The sequence below is a fragment of the Branchiibius cervicis genome, assembly GCF_042661605.1.
Classification (GTDB): domain Bacteria; phylum Actinomycetota; class Actinomycetes; order Actinomycetales; family Dermatophilaceae; genus Branchiibius; species Branchiibius cervicis.
Genome location: NZ_JBHSWJ010000002.1, coordinates 1130933 through 1149000, shown reverse-complemented (window position 1 = coordinate 1149000; position 18068 = coordinate 1130933). Strand labels below are relative to the sequence as shown.

Here is an 18068-nt window from a genome sequence, read left to right as displayed (position 1 = left end):
TGGTATGTCCGTGACCGTCACTGAGGACCCCGCAGCGGCTGGTGTTGCGCGCCCTGCGGTGCTGGCGGATGGGATCGCGGATGCGTCGGTGGCGGAGTTGCTGGCGGCGGCGGGTGAGTTGCTAGCGGTCGCCTACCAGCGGGTGCAGGAGGACTTTGCGGGGTTGTCGCTGGAGGTGTTGTTGGATCAGGTGGTGGCCGCGCAGCGGGTGCAGAACAGTGCCTGGGCGGTGCAAACTCACCTGTTGGCCCAAGCCGCGGCAATCGAGTACCGCGACGAACCCAACCCGATTGAGAATGCGTTGCCGAAGCTGGTGACCCGGGTGATCCGCCACGCACCAGGATCGTTCACCGATGAGTGGTTCCCGGTGGAGGTCGCGACCGGTCTGGGTTGGTCCGACCGGCAAACCCACACCCGCCTGACCGATGCGTTGGACACCCTCACCGGGTGCCCGCGGTTGCTGGATCGGGTCGGGGCCGGAGGGTTGGACCCGGCCAAAGCATGCGCGGTAGCCCAGATCAGCACCGACGCCCCCGACCACGTGGCCCAGGCGATCGAGGACAAGATCCTCAGCACAGACCCCGAGGGTTTGACCGCGACGAAGGTGCGGGCGATGGCCCGCCGGGTCCGGGCCCGTCTGGACCCGGTCGGGGCCGACCAGGCATCAACGGCGCGGCGCCGGTCGGCGGTCGGGGTGTGGGTCAGCCCGCACCACGAACCCGGCCTGTCCCAGTTGACGGCGGTGCTACCCACCCTGGAGGCAGCCAAACTGATGGCCGCGATCGATGAACTGGCTAGGGAGTTGCACCAGGTCACCACCACCGACAAAACGTTGCCGCAGTGCCGGGTCGACGCGTTGACCGACCTAGCGCTGCGCGGGGTGGGTGTCGATACCCAGCTGACGTTCCTGATCCCCATCACCCCACCCGTCACCCCGCCCGTCAGCGAGGGACCCGGGCAGATACCGGAATTGTCATTCGAGGAACCGGACTGGTCAGACCTGAACGATGCGTTCGATGAGGCCTGCCTGGACTACCACTGGCACGAAGACGGTCTGGAACCAGTCAACGGGCTCAATGAGTTGGATGCGGAACTACGAGCCCTGATCGCCGGCGAACTAGCCGACCTCAACACCACCGCCCGCGCCGAACACGACTCCACCGCACCACCGGGTAGCCGGCGGCCGCCGGATGAGGTCCCGGCCGGCGGGTCGGCGCCGTGGGAGGTTGCGGTGCAGGCAGGCCGGTTGGAACACGCCGCCAGCACCAGAGCCGGTCACCCTCACTGCGGGATCGGGGACGTGTTGCTGCCGCGGGTGGGGGTCATCCCCGCGGAGGTGATCACCCAGATGACCCACGTGCTCGGGATCAAGCTGACCCGCGCCCTGACCGACGCGACCACCGGCACCGTCATCGAAACCAGTGACCGGTCCTACCGTCCCGGGGCCCGCCTAGCCCGGTTCGTGCGAGCCCGCGACCAGCACTGCCGCTTCCCCGGCTGCACCCGACCCGCCAAACTCACCGACCTGGACCACGTGACCCGCTACCCCGACGGGCCCACCGCCGCCCACAACCTGCAATGCCTATGCCGCCACCACCACCGCGCCAAACACGAAGGCGGCTGGACCGTCACCATGACACCCCACGGCGTGTGCACCTGGACCAGCCCCGCCGGCCACACCTACACCACCCACCCCGGCAGCTGAGGCCTCACCACGCGTGCGCGGCGACCTCCCCGAAGAGTTCGTCGCCATCCACCGCGAGGCCTTTGCCGGCGAACCAGGTGGCGACGTTACGGCAGTCGCGGTGCAGGAAGTCCATACCGTGCGGGTTGCCGATCACATCGACGGTCTGCGGTACGTCGATGATCACCAGCCGCGAGCCGGCCACCAGCAGGTTGTACGCCGACAGGTCACCATGCGCGACGCCGAGGCCCGCCATGGTGATCAGCGCCGTACGGGCCTGATCGAACAGATCCTCCAGTTGCTCGCGCGATATTGCGCGCAGTGCCGCCAACCGCGGGGCCGGCGACCCGTCGGGGTGGGTGATCAACTCCATCAGGATCTCGGTGCCGTCGATCTGCACCGGGTACGGCACCGGTAACCCGGCCTCCCACAGTCTCACCAGGGACTCCCACTCGGCCATCGCCCAGCGACCGGCGGCCAGGTGCTTACCGAAGGATGTCTTCTTCGCCAGAGCCCGGCGCTCCCGGTGACCCTTCTTCGGGATCCCCCGGCCCTCGGTGTAGTCAGCCGTCCGGGTGAATGACGTGCGCTGCACGTCGCGGTACCGCTTGGCCGCCAGCCGGGTCGTGCGCGGCTGGCCCGACACACTTGCGCGCTCGAGCAGGAAGACGTCGGCTTCCTTTCCCGTCTTGAGGATGCCCAGCTCGGTCTCGACCGACTCGTCGTCGGAGACCAGCCACTCGGGCCACGGCGCCGGGCCGCGGGACAGGGCTGGAATCTGCCGCCAGCTCGACCATCGCTGACCGGGTTCCAGTTCGTGGACCTCGAAGCGGGCAAGGAAGGGAAGAATCGACGCTTCAGTTGCGTCGGAAGGGTTCTGGTTCAACGGTATTCCGATCATCAGGAAGTAGGTGGCGGACGCACGTGAACACGGCCATGGCACGACCTCCCTCATCTCGATCGGATACGACAACACCCACCGTGTCAGAGACGCGGTGGGTGTTGCGAATGGTTTTTCGGCCGGATCAGGCCTTCGCGGCGCGGAAGCCCTGGTCCAGGTCGGCAATGATGTCGTCGATGTGCTCCAGACCGACCGCAAGACGCACCAGACCCGGTGTCACACCCGCGGCCAGACGGTCCTCGTCGCTGCCCTGACTGTGCGTCGTCGAGGCCGGGTGGATCGCCAGCGACCGGACATCGCCGATGTTAGCCACCAGCGAGAACAGCTCCAGGGAGTCCACGAACTTCTTCCCCGCGTCGACGCCGCCCTCGATCTCGAAGGACAGCACCGCACCTGAGCCGAGCGGCGTGTACTTCTGCGCAAGGTCGTAGTAGGGGCTGCCCGGCAGCGAGGCCCACAGGACCTCCTTGACCTGCTCCTGCGTCTGCAGCCACTCGGCGACCTTGCGAGCGTTCTCCAGGTGCCGCTCGATGCGCAGGCTCAGGGTCTCGATACCCTGCGCAATCAGGAAGGCGTTGAACGGCGACAGCGGCGCACCGAGATCGCGCTGCAACTGCACCCGCGCCTTGAGGATGAAGGCCAGATTGGCCCCCAGCGGACTTCCGACGCCGAGGTCACGGGCGTAGACCAGGCCGTGGTAGCTCTCCTCCGGCGTGTTGTAGTTCGGGAACTTCTCCGGATCCTTGCCGAAGTCGAAGTTGCCGCTGTCGACGATCACACCGGCGATCGACGTGCCATGTCCGCCCAGGTACTTGGTCGCCGAGTGCACCACGATGTCGGCGCCGTGCTCGATCGGGCGCAGCACGTACGGCGTGGCCACTGTGTTGTCGACGACCAGCGGGACCCCGGCCTCGTGCGCCACCGAGGCAACACCCTCGATGTCGAGGATCTCCTGCTTGGGGTTGGCGATGGTCTCGCCGTAGAACAGCTTGGTGTTCGGGCGGATCGCCGCGCGCCACTGCTCCAGGTCGGTCGCGTCCTGCACGAACGTGGTCTCGATGCCCAACTTCTTCAGCGTGTACTTCAACAGGTTGAAGGTGCCGCCGTAGAGCGCCGGGCTGGCCACGATGTGGTCGCCCGCCTCCGCGATGTTCAGGATGGCGAGGGTCTCGGCGGCCTGGCCGGAAGCGGTGAGCAACGCGCCGACGCCGCCCTCGAGGCTGGCGATCCGCTGCTCGACCACGTCGTTGGTCGGGTTCATCAACCGGGTGTAGATGTTCCCGAACTCGCTGAGGCCGAAGAGGTTCGCGGCCTGGGTGGTGTCGTTGAAGACGTAGGAGGTGGTCTGGTAGATCGGCAGTGCTCGGGCCTGCGTCGTGGGATCGACGCTCTGACCGGCATGGATCTGCCGGGTCTCGAAGGACCAGTTAGGGGTGTCGCTCATGACGAACCTTTCGGGTGTCCGGTATCTGACTGGTGCGGACGCTCACGGGTCGTCCGCGCTTGCCCGGTCACTCGGCGTACGTCGAGTGGCTGGGCCAGGTCCTCACCCGGGGCACCCCACCGCGGAGGAGGGTTGCCGGCCAGCGAGCCGGGGCTTGGCGCTGGCACTCATGACCTGCCGAGAAACTACACCCAGCCGCTTGGAAATGTATAACCGTCTCTTATACCGAGCCGATGGTGAGCCGCTCAGAGGAACTGCGACACGGTGTAGATCAACAGACCCACCAGACCGCCGACCACGGTGCCGTTGATCCGGATGAACTGCAGGTCGCGCCCGACGTGCAGCTCGATCCGCTCGGAAGCCTCCTTGCCGTCCCAGCGCTGGATGGTCTGGGAGATGACGCTGGACAGCTCGCGGCCGTACGTCGACACCAGGTGACCGGCCACCTCGCTGATCCGCCGGTCCACCGCTGCCTGCAACTCCGGATCGGTCACCAGTCGCTGCCCGGTGTCACCGATCAAGCGGGCGAGCCGCACCCGCAGGTCGCCGTCGGGATCGTTCAGCGCGTCGACGAGCACGGTCTGGCCCGACCGCCACAGGGACAGCAAGGAGGTGGAAACGTTCGGGTGCGAGAGGAGACGGACCTTCAGCGCCTCGGTCTGCTGCATCGTGTCGGGGTCGTGCTGCAGCTGGTCGGCCAGTTGCCGCAACACGTTGTCGAGCGCACCGCGGACCGGGTGGTTCGGGTTGTCGCGGATGTCCTCCAGCCACTTCACGATCTCGGTGTGCAACCGGGTCGAGACCGTGTCGTCCAGCCACTTGGGCGACCACGACGGCGCGCGCTCGGAAATGATGGAGGTCACGCTGCTGCGGTTGTCACGGACCCAGGCGTGCAACTCACGTGCGGTCAGATCGACCAGACCGTGGTGCGATCCGTCGTCGACGATGCCCTCCAACAGCGTGCCGAGCAGTTCGGACACCGGTTCGCGGGCCACCCGGGGCAGCAGCACCCGGTCGAGCAGACCCTTGACGTCCTCGTCCTTGATGTTGCCAACTGCGCGAGCCAGTGCCGGTGCCGACTGGTCGACCACGCGCCGGGCATTGACGGGTTCGGCGAGCCACTCCCCGATCCGGCGGGCGACCTGCGCCCCGGCCAGCCGCTCCTGGACGTTGTCGGCCGTGAGGAAGTTCTCCGTGACGAACTCCTCCAGGTTCTCCCCGATGGAATCCTTGCGCTCAGGGATGATCGCCGTGTGCGGGATCGGCAATCCGAGCGGATGCCGGAAGAGCGCGGTGACCGCGAACCAGTCGGCGACCGCGCCGACCATCGCCGCTTCGGACGCGGCGTTCACGTAACCCCAGACGCCGCCGTGACCGTGAGTGGCGACGAAGACGATGGCGGCGAGAACGAGCAGACCGGTGGCCACGAAACGCATCCGGCGCAGGGCCGAGCGCCGACGGGCATCTCCCGCCGAGTCCAGCATCGGGCCGGATGGTGCGCTGCGCGCCGGTGCGGTTTCCGCTGTGCTCATCGCTGCCTCAGCCCTTGACCGCCCAGACCTCACGGTCCAGTACGGCGCCGTCCTTGCCGAATTCGCGGCTGCCCTCGGCCACCGGTATCCCTTGGTGTGCCGCGGTATTCGTGATCGCTGTCGCCAGCCGGTCCCACACCTGACCGCCCTGCGGGAAGCCCATCTCCCAGTTGAACGACTCCACGCCGATCACCGTGCGATCCGGCAGCAGATGGGCGCGCACCACCGGGTACGAACCGTCGATCTCGATGACCAGGGCCTTGGCGTCCGGACGCACGTCGGTCACCCGGGCGTCCGCCATCGCCGTACTCGCAATCAGGTTGCCGGTGCGCTCGGGCTCGGCCGCAAGCGTCAGCGTGCGGCCCATCATCGCCAGATGCTTGGTGGCCGGTCCTGCCGTCATGGCCCGACCGAAACCGCCCTCCAGGGCTCGGTCGCGCACCTGTTCGTGGGTGCGCGTCACCTTGCCTTTCATGAAGTACCACCCGAAACCGATGATCAGCACCACAGCCAGAAAGAGGATCACCTTCACGCGCTAAGTATGCGACACCGAGCCCACCCAGCCAGTACGGCGTGTGATCGGCGTTACACTCCACTACACCTGTCGTAAAACGAGCCCCCCGGGAGCCCGCACGTGAGCACACGACCGATGAACTTCGCCCAGGTCGACTTCCCCACCCACCCCGGCGCCGACCGGTCATCGGCGACTTCGGCACCATGATCCGGCGGCACCGGGGGCGCCCGGTCCAGCGCGCCGTGGAGATCCTGGCCGACTTCACCGATCCGATCGTCGAGATCAAACTCTTCGACACCAAGCTCGTCCTGGTCCGCAGCGGCCTGGTCGGTGCCGAGCTGTGCGATGAGTCCCGGTTCGAAAAGCGGCTTGCACCGGGGCTGATCACGTTGCGGCAGTTGGCCGGCGACGGGCTGTTCACCGCGTTCAACGACGAACCCAACTGGCAACTGGCGCACGACCTGTTGCGCCCGGCGTTCACCCGGCCGGCGATGCAGACCTACCACGCCACGATGCTGGAGGTCTGTCGCGAACTCACCGACACCTGGGACACCATCGAGGGGCCCGTCGACGTCTCCCCCTGGTTGACCAAGATGACCCTGGAGACGATCGGTCGTACGTCGTTCAGCACCGACTTCGGATCGTTCAGCAGTGAGCAGATCCACCCGTTCGTGAGCTCGATGGTGGATGCGCTGGCCGCGGCGCAACGTCGCGGGTTCCTGACCAGCGCACCCCTGGCGAAGTTCTTCCTGCGCCGCAACCAGGAGACGCTCGACCGTAATCGCGAGTACCTGGACAGCGTCCTGGACGACATCATCAATGCCCGCGTGGCCTCCGGGGACCGTTCGGAGAAGGATCTGCTGGGGCTCATGCTCAACGCCGAGCACGAGGCCAGCGGGGAGAAGTTGGATCTACGCAACGTGCGTCACCAGATCCTCACCTTCCTGATCGCCGGGCACGAAACCACCTCCGGCGCCTTGTCATTCGCCCTCTATTACCTGGCGACCGATCCGCAGGTGCGGGCCCGGGCACAGGAGGAGGCCGACCAGATCCTGGGAGCCGACCCGGACGCCGAACCGACGTTCGAGCAGATTGCCAAGTTCCGCTACATCCGCCGCGTACTGGATGAGGCGCTGCGGTTGTGGCCGACCGCGCCGGGCTTCGTCCGCGGCGCGCGCGAGGACACACTCCTGGCCGGGCGGTGGCCGATGACGACCAAGGACCAGTGCATGGTGTTGGCCGCCGCGATCCACCGCGACCCGCAGATCTGGCCGCAGCCCTCGCGGTTCGACCCCGACCGTTTCACCCCGGCTGCGGTGAAGGCCCGTCCCGCGCACACCTACTTCCCCTTCGGCACCGGCGAACGCGCCTGTATCGGAAGGCAGTTCGCGTTGCACGAAGCCGTGCTGGTGCTCGCGCGGCTACTGCACCGCTACGAGTTCAGCGCCGATCCGGCTTACCGGTTGAAGGTCGCGGAGCGACTCACCCTCATGCCCCAGGACTTCCACCTGGTCCTCACCCGGCGTACGCCGAGCGGCGGCTCCCGGCCCGAGGCGGGCAGCCAACCGGATCAGGCAGCCGTCCCGACCGACCAGCGGTGCCCGGTCCACGCGGGCTGAGCCGACTCAGCCGTCGATGATCGCCAAGCGGATGGTCTCCGGCATGGCCAGCAACTCCTGCACGGCGGCCCGCGGCAACTCGGCGACATCGGTGACGCCGTAGCCGATCTCGCCGGCGGTGTTCAGTGCCTGGCCTTCGATGTTGACCTCGTGCTTGGCCAGCAGGCTGTTGACCTTGCCCAGGACACCGGGAACGTTCTGGTGCAGGTGCAGGATCCGTTTGCCGCCGAAACGCGGCGGCAGGGACAGACCGGGCAGGTTCACGTTGAGCGTGGTGGTGCCGCGCTGCATGTAGTCGCGCAACTTGCCCGCGACGAACCGGCCGATGTCCTCCTGCGCTTCTTCGGTGGAACCGCCGACGTGCGGGGTGAGCACCACGTTGGGGATGCCCTGCAGCGGAGAGGTGAAGGCGTCGCCACGCTTCTTGGGTTCCTTGGGAAAGACGTCCACCGCAGCACCGGCGATGTGACCCGAGCGGAGGTTCTGCGCCAACGCGTCGTAGTCCACGACGAAGCCGCGGGAGAGGTTCAGGAACAGCGAGCGCGGCCGCATCTTGGCGAACTGCTCTGCGCCGAAGAACCCGGCGTTGCCCTTGCGGTCGTCCACGTGCAGGGTCACGACCTCGGCGACCTCGAGCAGTTCGTCCAGGCTGCCGCACCGCGTGGCGTTGCCCAACGCGAGCTTGTCGTCGCTGTCGTAGAAGTAGACCTTCAGACCGAGCATCTCGGCGACCACGGACAACTGGCTGCCGATGTTGCCGTAACCGACAATGCCCAGGGTCCGGCCGCGGATCTCGTGCGCACCCGTGGCGTCCTTGTTCCAGACCCCCTCGTGCAGGGCCTTGTCCTTCTCCGTGAGGCGCCGCGCCATCACGATGATCTCGGCGATCGCCAACTCCACGACACTGCGGGTGTTGGAGAACGGCGCGTTGAAGACGACGATTCCCCGTCCTGCGGCGTGCTTGAGGGCGATCTGGGTCGTACCGATGCAGAAAGCGCCGATCGCGTAGAGGTCCGGCGCGTTGTCCAGGACCCGATCGGTCACCTCGGTCTTGGACCGGATGCCCAGTAGCTGGACACCCTGCAGCGCTTCGATCAACTCATCCTCATCGAGGGCGCCACCACGGGTCTCGACCTCGAATCCGGCCTCCTTGAGGATGTGCTCGGCCAGCGGGTGCACGTTCTCCAACAACAGCGCTTTCACATCCGAGATTGTCCCGTATCGGCGGACCCGCGCCGATACGGGGTCCGCTATCTGACTACGGTGCAGCTATGCCCACCCGCACGATCATCACCGGAGCCAGCTCCGGCCTGGGCGCCGAGATGGCCCGCCAGTTCGCGGCCAAGGGTCATGATCTGGCCCTCACCGCACGTCGTACCGACCGGCTGGAGCACCTGCGCGAGGAAATCCTGGCCGCTCATCCGGGCCGGACGATCCTCGTGCGGGCCCTCGACGTCACCGACAACGACGACGTCTTCACCGCGACCGCCCAACTCACCGAGGGGCTGGGCGGACTCGACCGTTTCATCGTCAACGCCGGCCTGGGCAAGGGTGCCCCCATCGGCACCGGCCGGTTCGATGCCAACCGCGAGACGGCCATGACCAACTTCGTCGCGGCCCTGGCGCAGATGGAGGCGGCGATGCAGGTCTTCCGGGAGCAGAGAACCGGCCACCTGGTCGTGATCTCCTCGGTGTCCGCCCTGCGCGGGATGCGCCGCGCCATGACGACCTACGCCGCGACCAAGGCCGGTGTCGCCGCCCTGGCCGAGGGCATCCGTTCGGAGGTCGTGGGTAGGCCGGAGCTGGCCATCGACGTCTCGACGATCTACCCGGGTTACATCTGCTCGGAGATGAACGAGAAGGTCGAGCAGGAACAGAAGCTGATGGTCGACACCCAGAGCGGTGTGCGGGCCATGGTCGCCGCCATCGAAGCTCGCAAGGCCAAGGCGCTGGTTCCGCCGTGGCCGTGGGTGCCCATCGGTGAAGTGATCAAACACGCGCCACTGTCCGTGGTGCGCCGACTGACCTGAACACCGAAGGAGAAGCTGATGCGCGCCGTACACGTGACCCGTCTCGACGGCCCCGACGCCGTGGAGATCGTCGACCTGCCCCAGCCCACTGCGCCCGAGAACCACGTGCTCATCGAGGTGGCTCGTGCGGGCGTCAGTTTCCCCGACCTACTGCTGACCCGCGGCGAGTACCAGATACGGCCCGACCTGCCGTTCGTCCCGGGCGCGGAGGTGGCCGGGACAGTGGTGTCCGCTCCCCCGGACTCGGACTTCGCCGCCGGTGACCGGGTCGCGGCATTCCCCGGGTTCGGTGGGTTCGCGCAATTCGTCACGGCGCCAGCGGAATACGTGTTCCCGTTGCCTGGGGACATGTCCTTCGACGTGGCCGCGGCGTTGCCGATGAACTACTTGACCTGCTTGTTCGGACTGTTGCAGCGCGGCGCTCTGCAGGCGGGTGAGACCGTGCTGGTGCATGGCGCAGCCGGCGGCATCGGCACGGCCGCCATCCAGGTGGCCAAGGCCAGCGGAGCGCGAGTCATCGCAGTGACCTCGACTGCGCAGAAAGGTGAGGTCGCCCGAGCCGCCGGGGCCGACGACGTGGTCCTGGCGGACGGTTTCCTCGCTGCCGTCAAGGATCTCACCGACGGCCGCGGCGTGGACATCGTCGTCGACCCCGTTGGCGGCGACCGCTTCACCGATTCGCTGCGCTCCCTGGCCACCCTGGGCCGACTGCTGGTGATCGGCTTCACCGAGGGCGCGATTCCCCAGGTGAAGGTCAACCGGCTGCTGCTGAACAACATCTCGGTGGTGGGCGTCGGTTGGGGCGCGTACTGGGCCAGCCGGCCGCACGTCGTACGTGCCCAATGGGATCAACTCATCGAGCTGGCCCGCGGCGGCGCGATCGACCCGCCCATCGATGAGGTGTTGCCGCTCTCTGACGCGGGTACGGCGATCGGGCGGCTGGCCGCCCGATCGGTCACCGGGAAGCTGTTGCTTGACCCCACCCGGTAAGGGCCGGACCGTCAGGTGATGGGGCTCTTCTCATCGAAGGGCCAGCCGTGCGCGAGCAACCGCTCCTGGACGCGCTTGACGTCCTCATCCGAGGGCAGTTCCTCGGTGTAGTGCGTGATCGCCACCTTGGTGTCGATCACGCTGATCGGCTCGTCGGCGTCCGCCAACGCGTTCTGCTCGATGAGCCGGGACACGATCTGGTCGATTTCCCCGTCAGTCAGCGACTCGCTTCGCAACAGCGCCAGGATCGGCGAGTAGTCCTTGGGAGGGACACCCTCGGGGTATCCCTGGCGCAGCCAGTGCAGGACCCGGGCCAGTAGGGCGGGGCGTTCCATGTACTGTCCTCGTCTTCTGTAGAGCTGGGGTGGGGCGAACGTCAGTGGGCGCCGAAGATGTCGATGCCCAAGTAGTGGTGCAGGCTCTTCTGGGTGATCCACAGGATGCCGATCACGATCGCCACGGCAACGATCCCGAACGCAATCCATGCACCGACCCTGGCGACCGGGTTGGGCCGGGTCACCGTGCCGTCGGGCGCGATATCCCCCTCACCGGCGGACTGCAGCCGGATGCCGATCGCGAAGATAGCCGGCAAACCGGCACCGAAGACCAATCCGGCGAGCAGCACCTTGAGCGCTGATTGGAACATCTGCGCGTAGTCCATGGGGGTTCCCTTTCCGGTCTCAGGCCGCGACCTGGGTGTCGGCTGCTTCCTCGTCGGGCAGCCCCTCCCAGTCGTCGTTGACGTTGGAGGCGTCAACCTTCTGCTGCTGGCTGCGGTGGTAGATCAAAGCGGCCGCCGCGATGAGGATCACGAAGACGGCGATCGCACCGGCGACGCCGCCGATCAGGTGGGCAATGAAGTAGGTAGCCGCGCCCACGACGGCGGCGGCGGGGATGGTGGTCAGCCAGGCGGCGACCATACGGCCGGCCACCCCCAGCGGACCGTGGCACCGGGCTTGCCGACTCCGCTGCCGAGGATGGATCCGGTCGCGACCTGGGTGGTCGACAGGGCCATTCCGAAATGGCTGGAGGTGAGGATGATCGCGGCCGAGGAGGCTTCGGCGGCCATCCCCTGCGGGGCTTCGATCTCGACCAGACCCTTACCCAGGGTGCGGATGATCCGCCAGCCGCCGAGGTAGGTCCCGATGGCGATGGCCAGGCCGCAGGAGAAGATGATCCAGACCGGCAGGCCGTTGTTCTCGATCGACTGGGTCGTGAGGCTGCCGTGCGCGATCAGGGCCAGGGCGATGACACCCATGGTCTTCTGCGCATCACCGGTGCCGTGCGCCAGGGAGACCAGCGACGCACTGCCGATCTGCCCGTACCGAAAACCTTTGTCCTTGCGATCTTTTCGGACCACGTTGGTGATCCGATAGATGATCCAGGTGCCGATCGCCGCGACCGCTCCCGCGATGAACGGGGACAGGAACGCCGGGATGATGACCTTCGAGACCAAGCCGTCCCAGTTGATGCCGGACGTGCCGATCGCCGCCAGACCGGAGCCGATGAGGCCGCCGAAGAGCGCATGCGATGAACTGGACGGCAGACCCAGCAGCCAGGTGGTCAGGTTCCACAAAATTCCGCCGACCAAGCCGGCGAAGATGATGATCATCGCCTTCTCCGCGCTGAGCCCCTCGATGAGGGCGCCGCTCTTGGTCTGGATCTTGAGCACGTCCTTGGTGATCGTCGCCGCCACCTCTACGGACAAGAAGGCACCGACAAGGTTCAACACCGCCGAGATAGCCACGGCCACCTTCGGTTTGAGAGCGCCCGTCGCGATGGAGGTCGCCATCGCGTTGCCGGTGTCATGGAAGCCGTTGGTGAAGTCGAACGCCAGGGCCGTCACGACGACCAGCAGGAGAATGAAGAATTCTGCGCTCACGCCGACAAGTGTGCTGCCTGGTCAGTATCCGCGTCCACCTGACGGCGCCGATCCATAGCCCCCTGACCAGCGGTGATGGCACTCCGGGGAATTGTTCACCGATTGTTCATCCGATCGGTTCGAGGTGGTGCTGTGGCGCCCGTCTCATCCATCGGAGCGTGCCGTCCACCGGGCAACATCACTTAGTGTGCGAGCAGGAGGTTCCCCCTGTTGCTGCACTCCCCCACGGCGCGAGCCACCTCGACTGTGACCCCTCGCTCCGTTGCGACGTGCGTGGTCACCCTCGTGCTGGGTGCCGTGCTATTACACCTTTCACTGACCAGTGAGCCCGGTCGAGGTGGCTTCTACCCCGCATCGCTCGCGCTCGCCGTGACCTGGGCGGGCGGCGCGTTCCTGGTCGGTGGGGTGCCTCTGGACCGATCGACGTACGACGATCGGCCGGCCTGGGTGCCCGGCCTGGCCCTCGGCGCCGTCCTGGTGGCGTTCTTCACCGTCGGCGGCCTCGTCGTCGGTCTGATCCCTGCTGTCAATCGTGCGATCCACAGTGTGCTTGAGTATTCGACCCGCGGGTCGTTCACTGTGGTCCTTGTCATCGCCATCGTCACGGGGGCCTGCGAGGAGTTGTTCTTCCGCGGAGCGCTGTTCTCTTTGTTCGAGGGTCGCCACCCGGTCATTGCGACGACGGCGATCTACACGCTGGTCACCTGCGCCACGGGCAATGTGATGTTGGTCTTCGCGGCCGCGCTGCTCGGCGCCCTGACCGCCCGCCAACGCCAGGTCACCGGCACGGTGCTGACGCCCATCCTGACCCACGGCCTGTGGTCGTTGGGAATGATCCTGATCCTGCCCCACGTCCTTGAGGTGACATCGTGAATGAATCCGACACTGGTCTACGCGTCCTGGTGACCGGGGTGACCGGGTACCTCGGCTCCCGGTTGGTGGTGCCGTTATTGGCAGCCGGCCACCGCGTGCGCGTGCTGACCCGCGACGCGGACAAACTCGAGGGCCTGCCGTGGGCCGGCGACGTCGAGGTGTCCGAGGGAGACGCCACCGACCCCGACGCTTGCGCTGCGGCACTGGCAGATATCGACGTCGCCTACTACTTGCTGCACTCCATGGACGGCGGCGGAGATCTGTCGGAACGTGATCATGAGATGGCGCAGACGTTCGCCGACGCTGCGGACAAGGCCCAGGTGAGGCGGATCATCTATCTCGGCGGATTGCACCCCGACGACGAGGAGTTGTCCGAGCATCTGGCCTCGCGGGTGGACGTCGGCAACGTCTTCCTGGACTCCCCGTGCCGGCCGCCGTGCTGCAGGCAGCGATCCTGATCGGTGCGGCGTCCGCGTCCTTCGAGATGATGCGACACCTGACAGACCGGCTTCCGGCGATGATCACTCCGCGCTGGGTGAACAGCCGGATCCAGCCCATCGGCATCGACGACGCGTTGTACTACCTGGTGGGCGCGGCGACACTGCCGGCGGAGGTCAACCGCACCTTCGATATCGGCGGGCCGGACGTGTTGACCTACCTGCAGATGATGCAGCAGTACGCGAAGGTGTCCGGTCATCACCAGCGGCTCATCTTCGTCGTGCCGTTCCTCACCCCGGGGCTGGCCAGCCACTGGATCGGACTCGTGACGCCGGTTCCGACGGGGGTCGCCAAACCGCTGATCGGTAGCCTGGTGCACGACGTGGTATGTCAGGAGACCGACCTGCTGGACCGTCTCGGTCCCCCGCCGGGCGGCCCCATGCCGTACCGCGAAGCAGTACGGCGCGCCATCACTCCGGCTCCCCCGGACCAATCGCCTCCGCCGGCCGCGAGCCTGTGGTCCAGCGATCCGGACTGGGCCGGCTGAGCCGCGCTTCCGGCGCACGAAGAACGGGCCCCGCAGCGACTGTTCGCCACGAGGCCCGCCCTTGCTCGGGTGGTGCAGCCTCAGCTGCAGCCGGAGGTGCTGCCGCAGCCTTCGCAGACGTAGCAGGAGCCGGCGGGGCGCATCTTGGTCCCGCAGGTCATGCAGATCGGCGCGTCGGCGGCCTTGCCCTGGAACTTCTCCATGAGTTCGGCCGATGAGTGCACCTCGACGTCCGCCGGGCGCACATCCGCCGCGCCGGAACCGGAAGTGATCTGGGTAGCAGCCACCTCGTCGCCGGCGGGTGCCTTCTCCTCCGCCTTGTCGTCGACCTTGGCCGGAGCCTGCGCCGGGGACTGGGAGTAGGACTCCAACTCCTCGGCGACGTCGTCGTCCTGCTCGGCGTAGGAGCCGGTCTCCAACTGCCGGGCCCGCTCGGCCGCGGTGTGGATGCCCATGAAGGACCGGGTGTCGAAGTCCAGGTGATCCAGGGCCAGGCGCCGGAACACGTAGTCCATGATCGACTGCGCCATCCGCACGTCCGGGTCGTCGGTCATCCCGGCCGGCTCGAAGCGCAGGTTGGTGAACTTCTCCACGTAGGTCTCCAACGGCACGCCGTACTGCAGACCGATGGACACCGCGATCGAGAAGGCGTCCATCACACCGGCCAGCGTCGAACCCTGCTTGCCGAACTTCAGGAAGATCTCACCGAGCTGGCCGTCGTCGTACGCGCTGGCGGTGAGGTATCCTCGGCGCCGCCGACCGCGAAGGACGTGGTCTGCGACGGGCGGCGCTTGGGCAGACGGCGACGCACCGGGCGGTACTCGATGACCTTCTCGACGGCCTTCTCCGGCTCGGCCGCCTCCGTGGTCGTGTCGTTGTCCTTGGCCTTGGCGTCGGACAGCGGCTGGCCGACCTTGCAGTTGTCGCGGTAGACCGCGAGCGCCTTGAGTCCGAGCTTCCAACCCTGCAGGTGCACCTGCGCGATGTCCTCGACCGTGGCGGTCTCGGGCAGGTTCACCGTCTTGGAGATCGCACCGGACAGGAACGGCTGGCAGGCCGCCATCATTCGCACGTGACCCAACGGGCTGATCGAGCGGGCGCCCATCGCGGTGTCGAAGATCTCGTAGTGCTCCGGCTTCAGACCGGGGGCATCGATGACGTGGCCCTTCTCGGCGATGTGCGCGACGATCGCTTCGATCTGCTCGTCCTGGTAACCCAGCTTCTTCAACGCCCGCGGGATCGTCTGGTTGACGATCTGCATCGAGCCGCCGCCGACCAGCTTCTTGAACTTGACCAGCGAGAAATCCGGCTCGATACCGGTGGTGTCGCAATCCATCATGAAGCCGATGGTCCCGGTCGGTGCGAGCACCGAGGCCTGCGCGTTGCGGTAGCCGTTCTTGGCACCGACCTCCACGACGTCCTTCCACGCCTTGGTGGCGTAGCGGTGGATCTCGGTGTCCATGGTGTCGAGGGTGCGCACCTCGTCGTTGGCGGCCTGGTGCTTGCGCATCACCCGCTGGTGGGCCTCGGCGTTACGGGCGTACCCGTTGTACGGCCCGACGATGCCGGCCAGCTCCGCGGAGCGCTTGTAGGCGGCACCGGTGAGCAGCGAGGTGATCGCGGCAGCCAGTGCGCGGCCCCCGTCGGAGTCGTAACCGTGACCGGTGGCCATCAGCAACGCGCCCAGGTTGGCGTAGCCGATTCCCAGCTGGCGGTAGTCCCGGGTCGTCTGACCGATCGCCTCGGTCGGGAAGTCGGCGAAGCAGATGGAGATGTCCATCGCGGTGATCACCAGCTCGGCGACCTTCTGGAAGGAGGCGACGTCGAAGGTGTCGTCGTCACGCAGGAACTTCAGCAGGTTCAGGGACGCCAGGTTGCACGAGGAGTTGTCCAGCGACATGTACTCGGAGCACGGGTTGGACGCAGTGATGCGGCCGCTTTCGGGGTTGGTGTGCCAGGCGTTGATGGTGTCGTCGTACTGGACGCCGGGGTCGGCGCACTCCCACGCCGCCTTGTTGATCTTGTCGAACAACTCACGGGCGTCGACCTCTTCGATGATTTCGCCGGTACTGCGGGCGCGCAGCCCGAACGGCTTGCCCTCCTCGACGGCGCGCATGAACTCGTCGCTGACCCGGACACTGTTGTTGGCGTTCTGGTACTGGACCGAGGTGATGTCCTTGCCGCCGAGGTCCATGTCGAATCCGGCGTCGCGCAGCGCGCGGATCTTGTCCTCCTCGCGCGCCTTGGTCTCGATGAACTCCTCGATGTCGGGGTGGTCGATGTCGAGGACGACCATCTTGGCCGCACGCCGGGTGGCACCGCCGGACTTGATGGTTCCGGCGGAGGCGTCGGCGCCGCGCATGAAGGACACCGGACCGCTGGCGGTGCCGCCGCTGGAGAGCAACTCCTTGGAGGAGCGGATCCGTGACAGGTTCAGACCGGCACCGGAACCGCCCTTGAAGATGAACCCTTCCTCGCGGTACCAGTTCAGGATCGAGTCCATCGAGTCGTCGACGGACAGGATGAAGCAGGCCGAGACCTGTTGCGGCGCTTTGGTTCCCACGTTGAACCACACCGGCGAGTTGAAGCTGAACACCTGGTGCAGCAAGCTCCAGGTCAGCTCGTGCTCGAAGATCTCCGCGTCCTCGTCGGTGGCGAAGTAGCCGTTGTCTTTGCCGGCCTTGGCGTAGGTGAGCACGACACGGTCGATCAGCTGCTTGAGGCTCGACTCACGCTCCGGGGTGCCCAGAGCACCGCGGAAGTACTTGGTGGTGACGATGGTCGAGGCGTTGACCGACCAGAAGTCCGGGAACTCCACGCCGCGCTGCTCGAAGATCGTCTCTCCGCTCTTCCAGTTGGTCTGGACGACATCACGCCGCTCCCACGTCACCTCGTCATAGGGGTGCACACCGGGGCTGGTGTAGATGCGCTCAATGGTCAGGCCGGCGTTCTTGCGGCGCTGACCGGAGCGGGCGTTGGTGGTCTGTGACATGGACCTGTCCTCCGTGGGTGGCTGAGCTGGACAAAACGGGTGCTGCGGATGGTGCGGACGTCTGGTGGTTCATCGAGCTGGCAGGGTGGGGTTCGCGGGGCTGCTGTCAGCCTCTCGCGAAGCACCGACAGCCTCCGTCGCTGCGGAATGAGCCGCCTGTTCGCGTTCGGCTCGCAAAAGCACGATGGCGTCCTCGAAGTCCTGCAGGTCTTCGAACGCCTGGTACACAGAGGCGAACCGCAGGTAGGCGACCTCGTCGAGCGAACGCAGCGGCGCCAGGATCTCCAGGCCCACGTCGTGCGCATCGATCTCGGCCAGGCCCCGCGAGCGGATACCTTCCTCGACCTGCTGGGCCAGCAGAGCCAGCTGGTCCTCGGTGACCGGGCGGCCCTGGCAGGCCTTCCTGACGCCCGAGGTCACCTTGTCCCGGCTGAAGGGTTCACTGGCACCGGAACGCTTGATCACCGTGAGACTGGCGGTCTCCAGTGTGCTGAACCGACGACCGCAGTCCGGGCACTGACGACGACGCCTGATCGAGGTGCCGTCGTCGCTCGTGCGGCTGTCCACGACACGGGAATCGTCGTGCCGGCAGAACGGACAATGCATGGTTGCTCGACGACTC

The 18068-nt window shown here is 66.8% G+C and carries 14 protein-coding genes, 3 pseudogenes and 1 riboswitch; of the genes and pseudogenes, 7 read left to right on the top strand and 10 right to left on the bottom strand.

Translation table 11 applies throughout. From position 1 onward, the window contains the following. Positions 1-4: 4 nt before the first annotated feature. The gene (locus ACFQBT_RS06140; protein ID WP_377821178.1) at positions 5-1705 is read left to right on the top strand and encodes an HNH endonuclease signature motif containing protein; all 1701 of its coding nucleotides are present in this window, start codon (positions 5-7) and stop codon (positions 1703-1705) included. Between the two features lie 4 nt (positions 1706-1709). Here the strand turns inward: ACFQBT_RS06140 and ACFQBT_RS06135 are convergent, their stop codons facing one another. The 4 genes from ACFQBT_RS06135 to ACFQBT_RS06120 form a co-directional block, all read right to left on the bottom strand. After that, positions 1710-2639, bottom strand: coding sequence for a serine protein kinase RIO (locus ACFQBT_RS06135; protein ID WP_377821176.1), 930 nt, complete (start codon positions 2637-2639; stop codon positions 1710-1712). 70 nt (positions 2640-2709) lie between these two features. Next, positions 2710-4029 carry a bifunctional o-acetylhomoserine/o-acetylserine sulfhydrylase gene (locus tag ACFQBT_RS06130; RefSeq protein WP_377821174.1) on the bottom strand — a complete coding sequence of 440 codons (1320 nt, stop codon included), beginning with the start codon at positions 4027-4029 and terminating at the stop codon, positions 2710-2712. 50 nt (positions 4030-4079) lie between these two features. Then, positions 4080-4204: riboswitch (SAM riboswitch) on the bottom strand. Between the two features lie 70 nt (positions 4205-4274). After that, positions 4275-5561 carry a DUF445 domain-containing protein gene (locus ACFQBT_RS06125; protein WP_377821172.1) on the bottom strand — a complete coding sequence of 429 codons (1287 nt, stop codon included), beginning with the start codon at positions 5559-5561 and terminating at the stop codon, positions 4275-4277. Between the two features lie 7 nt (positions 5562-5568). After that, positions 5569-6093 (bottom strand): hypothetical protein, encoded by a 525-nt coding sequence (locus ACFQBT_RS06120; RefSeq protein WP_377821169.1) that lies wholly within the window; start codon positions 6091-6093, stop codon positions 5569-5571. A 152-nt stretch (positions 6094-6245) separates the two neighbouring features. Here ACFQBT_RS06120 and ACFQBT_RS06115 point away from each other — a divergent pair. Beyond that, positions 6246-7694 (top strand): annotated as a pseudogene (locus ACFQBT_RS06115) (cytochrome P450); the annotation flags it as partial. A 6-nt stretch (positions 7695-7700) separates the two neighbouring features. On the opposite strand, the gene serA reads toward ACFQBT_RS06115, so the two are convergent. Next, positions 7701-8897 (bottom strand): phosphoglycerate dehydrogenase, encoded by a 1197-nt coding sequence (serA, locus tag ACFQBT_RS06110; protein WP_377821167.1) that lies wholly within the window; start codon positions 8895-8897, stop codon positions 7701-7703. Between the two features lie 68 nt (positions 8898-8965). On the opposite strand from serA, the gene ACFQBT_RS06105 reads away from it, so the two are divergent. Both ACFQBT_RS06105 and ACFQBT_RS06100 read left to right on the top strand, forming a co-directional pair. Further along, positions 8966-9724, top strand: coding sequence for an SDR family oxidoreductase (locus tag ACFQBT_RS06105; protein WP_377821166.1), 759 nt, complete (start codon positions 8966-8968; stop codon positions 9722-9724). Between the two features lie 18 nt (positions 9725-9742). Next, positions 9743-10714, top strand: coding sequence for an NADPH:quinone oxidoreductase family protein (locus ACFQBT_RS06100; protein WP_377821164.1), 972 nt, complete (start codon positions 9743-9745; stop codon positions 10712-10714). Between the two features lie 11 nt (positions 10715-10725). On the opposite strand, the gene ACFQBT_RS06095 is transcribed toward ACFQBT_RS06100, so the two are convergent. From ACFQBT_RS06095 to ACFQBT_RS06085, 3 genes and pseudogenes are all read right to left on the bottom strand, one after another. Further along, positions 10726-11049: a DUF3349 domain-containing protein gene (locus tag ACFQBT_RS06095; RefSeq protein ID WP_377821163.1), complete on the bottom strand. Its 324-nt coding sequence runs from the start codon at positions 11047-11049 to the stop codon at positions 10726-10728. 41 nt (positions 11050-11090) lie between these two features. After that, positions 11091-11375 carry a hypothetical protein gene (locus ACFQBT_RS06090; protein ID WP_377821160.1) on the bottom strand — a complete coding sequence of 95 codons (285 nt, stop codon included), beginning with the start codon at positions 11373-11375 and terminating at the stop codon, positions 11091-11093. 19 nt (positions 11376-11394) lie between these two features. Next, positions 11395-12596: pseudogene (locus ACFQBT_RS06085) on the bottom strand (inorganic phosphate transporter). A 210-nt stretch (positions 12597-12806) separates the two neighbouring features. Here ACFQBT_RS06085 and ACFQBT_RS06080 point away from each other — a divergent pair. Genes ACFQBT_RS06080 through ACFQBT_RS06070 form a run of 3 tightly spaced genes read left to right on the top strand, consistent with a single transcriptional unit; the run spans position 12807 to position 14454 of the window. Further along, on the top strand, positions 12807-13469 hold the full coding sequence (locus ACFQBT_RS06080; protein WP_377821158.1) for a CPBP family glutamic-type intramembrane protease: 663 nt from the start codon (positions 12807-12809) through the stop codon (positions 13467-13469). After that, complete coding sequence (locus ACFQBT_RS06075; RefSeq protein WP_377821156.1) at positions 13466-13927, top strand: NAD(P)H-binding protein; 462 nt, start codon at positions 13466-13468, stop codon at positions 13925-13927. The genes ACFQBT_RS06080 and ACFQBT_RS06075 overlap by 4 nt, the downstream gene beginning before the upstream one ends. After that, a complete protein-coding gene (locus tag ACFQBT_RS06070; protein WP_377821154.1) occupies positions 13894-14454 on the top strand; it encodes a Rossmann-fold NAD(P)-binding domain-containing protein in 561 nt (186 codons plus the stop codon). Before ACFQBT_RS06075 ends, ACFQBT_RS06070 begins: the two co-directional genes overlap by 34 nt. 80 nt (positions 14455-14534) lie before the next feature. Here ACFQBT_RS06070 and ACFQBT_RS06065 read toward each other — a convergent pair. Together ACFQBT_RS06065 and nrdR are read right to left on the bottom strand one after the other, a co-directional pair. Continuing rightward, positions 14535-17446 (bottom strand): annotated as a pseudogene (locus tag ACFQBT_RS06065) (vitamin B12-dependent ribonucleotide reductase). A 69-nt stretch (positions 17447-17515) separates the two neighbouring features. After that, a complete protein-coding gene (nrdR, locus tag ACFQBT_RS06060) occupies positions 17516-18052 on the bottom strand; it encodes a transcriptional regulator NrdR (protein WP_377821152.1) in 537 nt (178 codons plus the stop codon). Positions 18053-18068 lie beyond the last annotated feature (16 nt).

Excerpts from the sequence above, each read along its gene's own strand:
- ACFQBT_RS06090 (WP_377821160.1), bottom strand. The coding sequence starts at position 11,375 with ATGGACTACGCGCAGATGTTCCAATCAGCGCTCAAGGTGCTGCTCGCC.
- ACFQBT_RS06105 (WP_377821166.1), top strand. The coding sequence starts at position 8,966 with ATGCCCACCCGCACGATCATCACCGGAGCCAGCTCCGGCCTGGGCGCC.
- ACFQBT_RS06095 (WP_377821163.1), bottom strand. The coding sequence starts at position 11,049 with ATGGAACGCCCCGCCCTACTGGCCCGGGTCCTGCACTGGCTGCGCCAG.
- nrdR (WP_377821152.1), bottom strand. The coding sequence starts at position 18,052 with ATGCATTGTCCGTTCTGCCGGCACGACGATTCCCGTGTCGTGGACAGC.
- ACFQBT_RS06140 (WP_377821178.1), top strand. The coding sequence starts at position 5 with ATGTCCGTGACCGTCACTGAGGACCCCGCAGCGGCTGGTGTTGCGCGC.
- ACFQBT_RS06125 (WP_377821172.1), bottom strand. The coding sequence starts at position 5,561 with ATGAGCACAGCGGAAACCGCACCGGCGCGCAGCGCACCATCCGGCCCG.
- ACFQBT_RS06100 (WP_377821164.1), top strand. The coding sequence starts at position 9,743 with ATGCGCGCCGTACACGTGACCCGTCTCGACGGCCCCGACGCCGTGGAG.
- ACFQBT_RS06135 (WP_377821176.1), bottom strand. The coding sequence starts at position 2,639 with ATGAGGGAGGTCGTGCCATGGCCGTGTTCACGTGCGTCCGCCACCTAC.
- ACFQBT_RS06130 (WP_377821174.1), bottom strand. The coding sequence starts at position 4,029 with ATGAGCGACACCCCTAACTGGTCCTTCGAGACCCGGCAGATCCATGCC.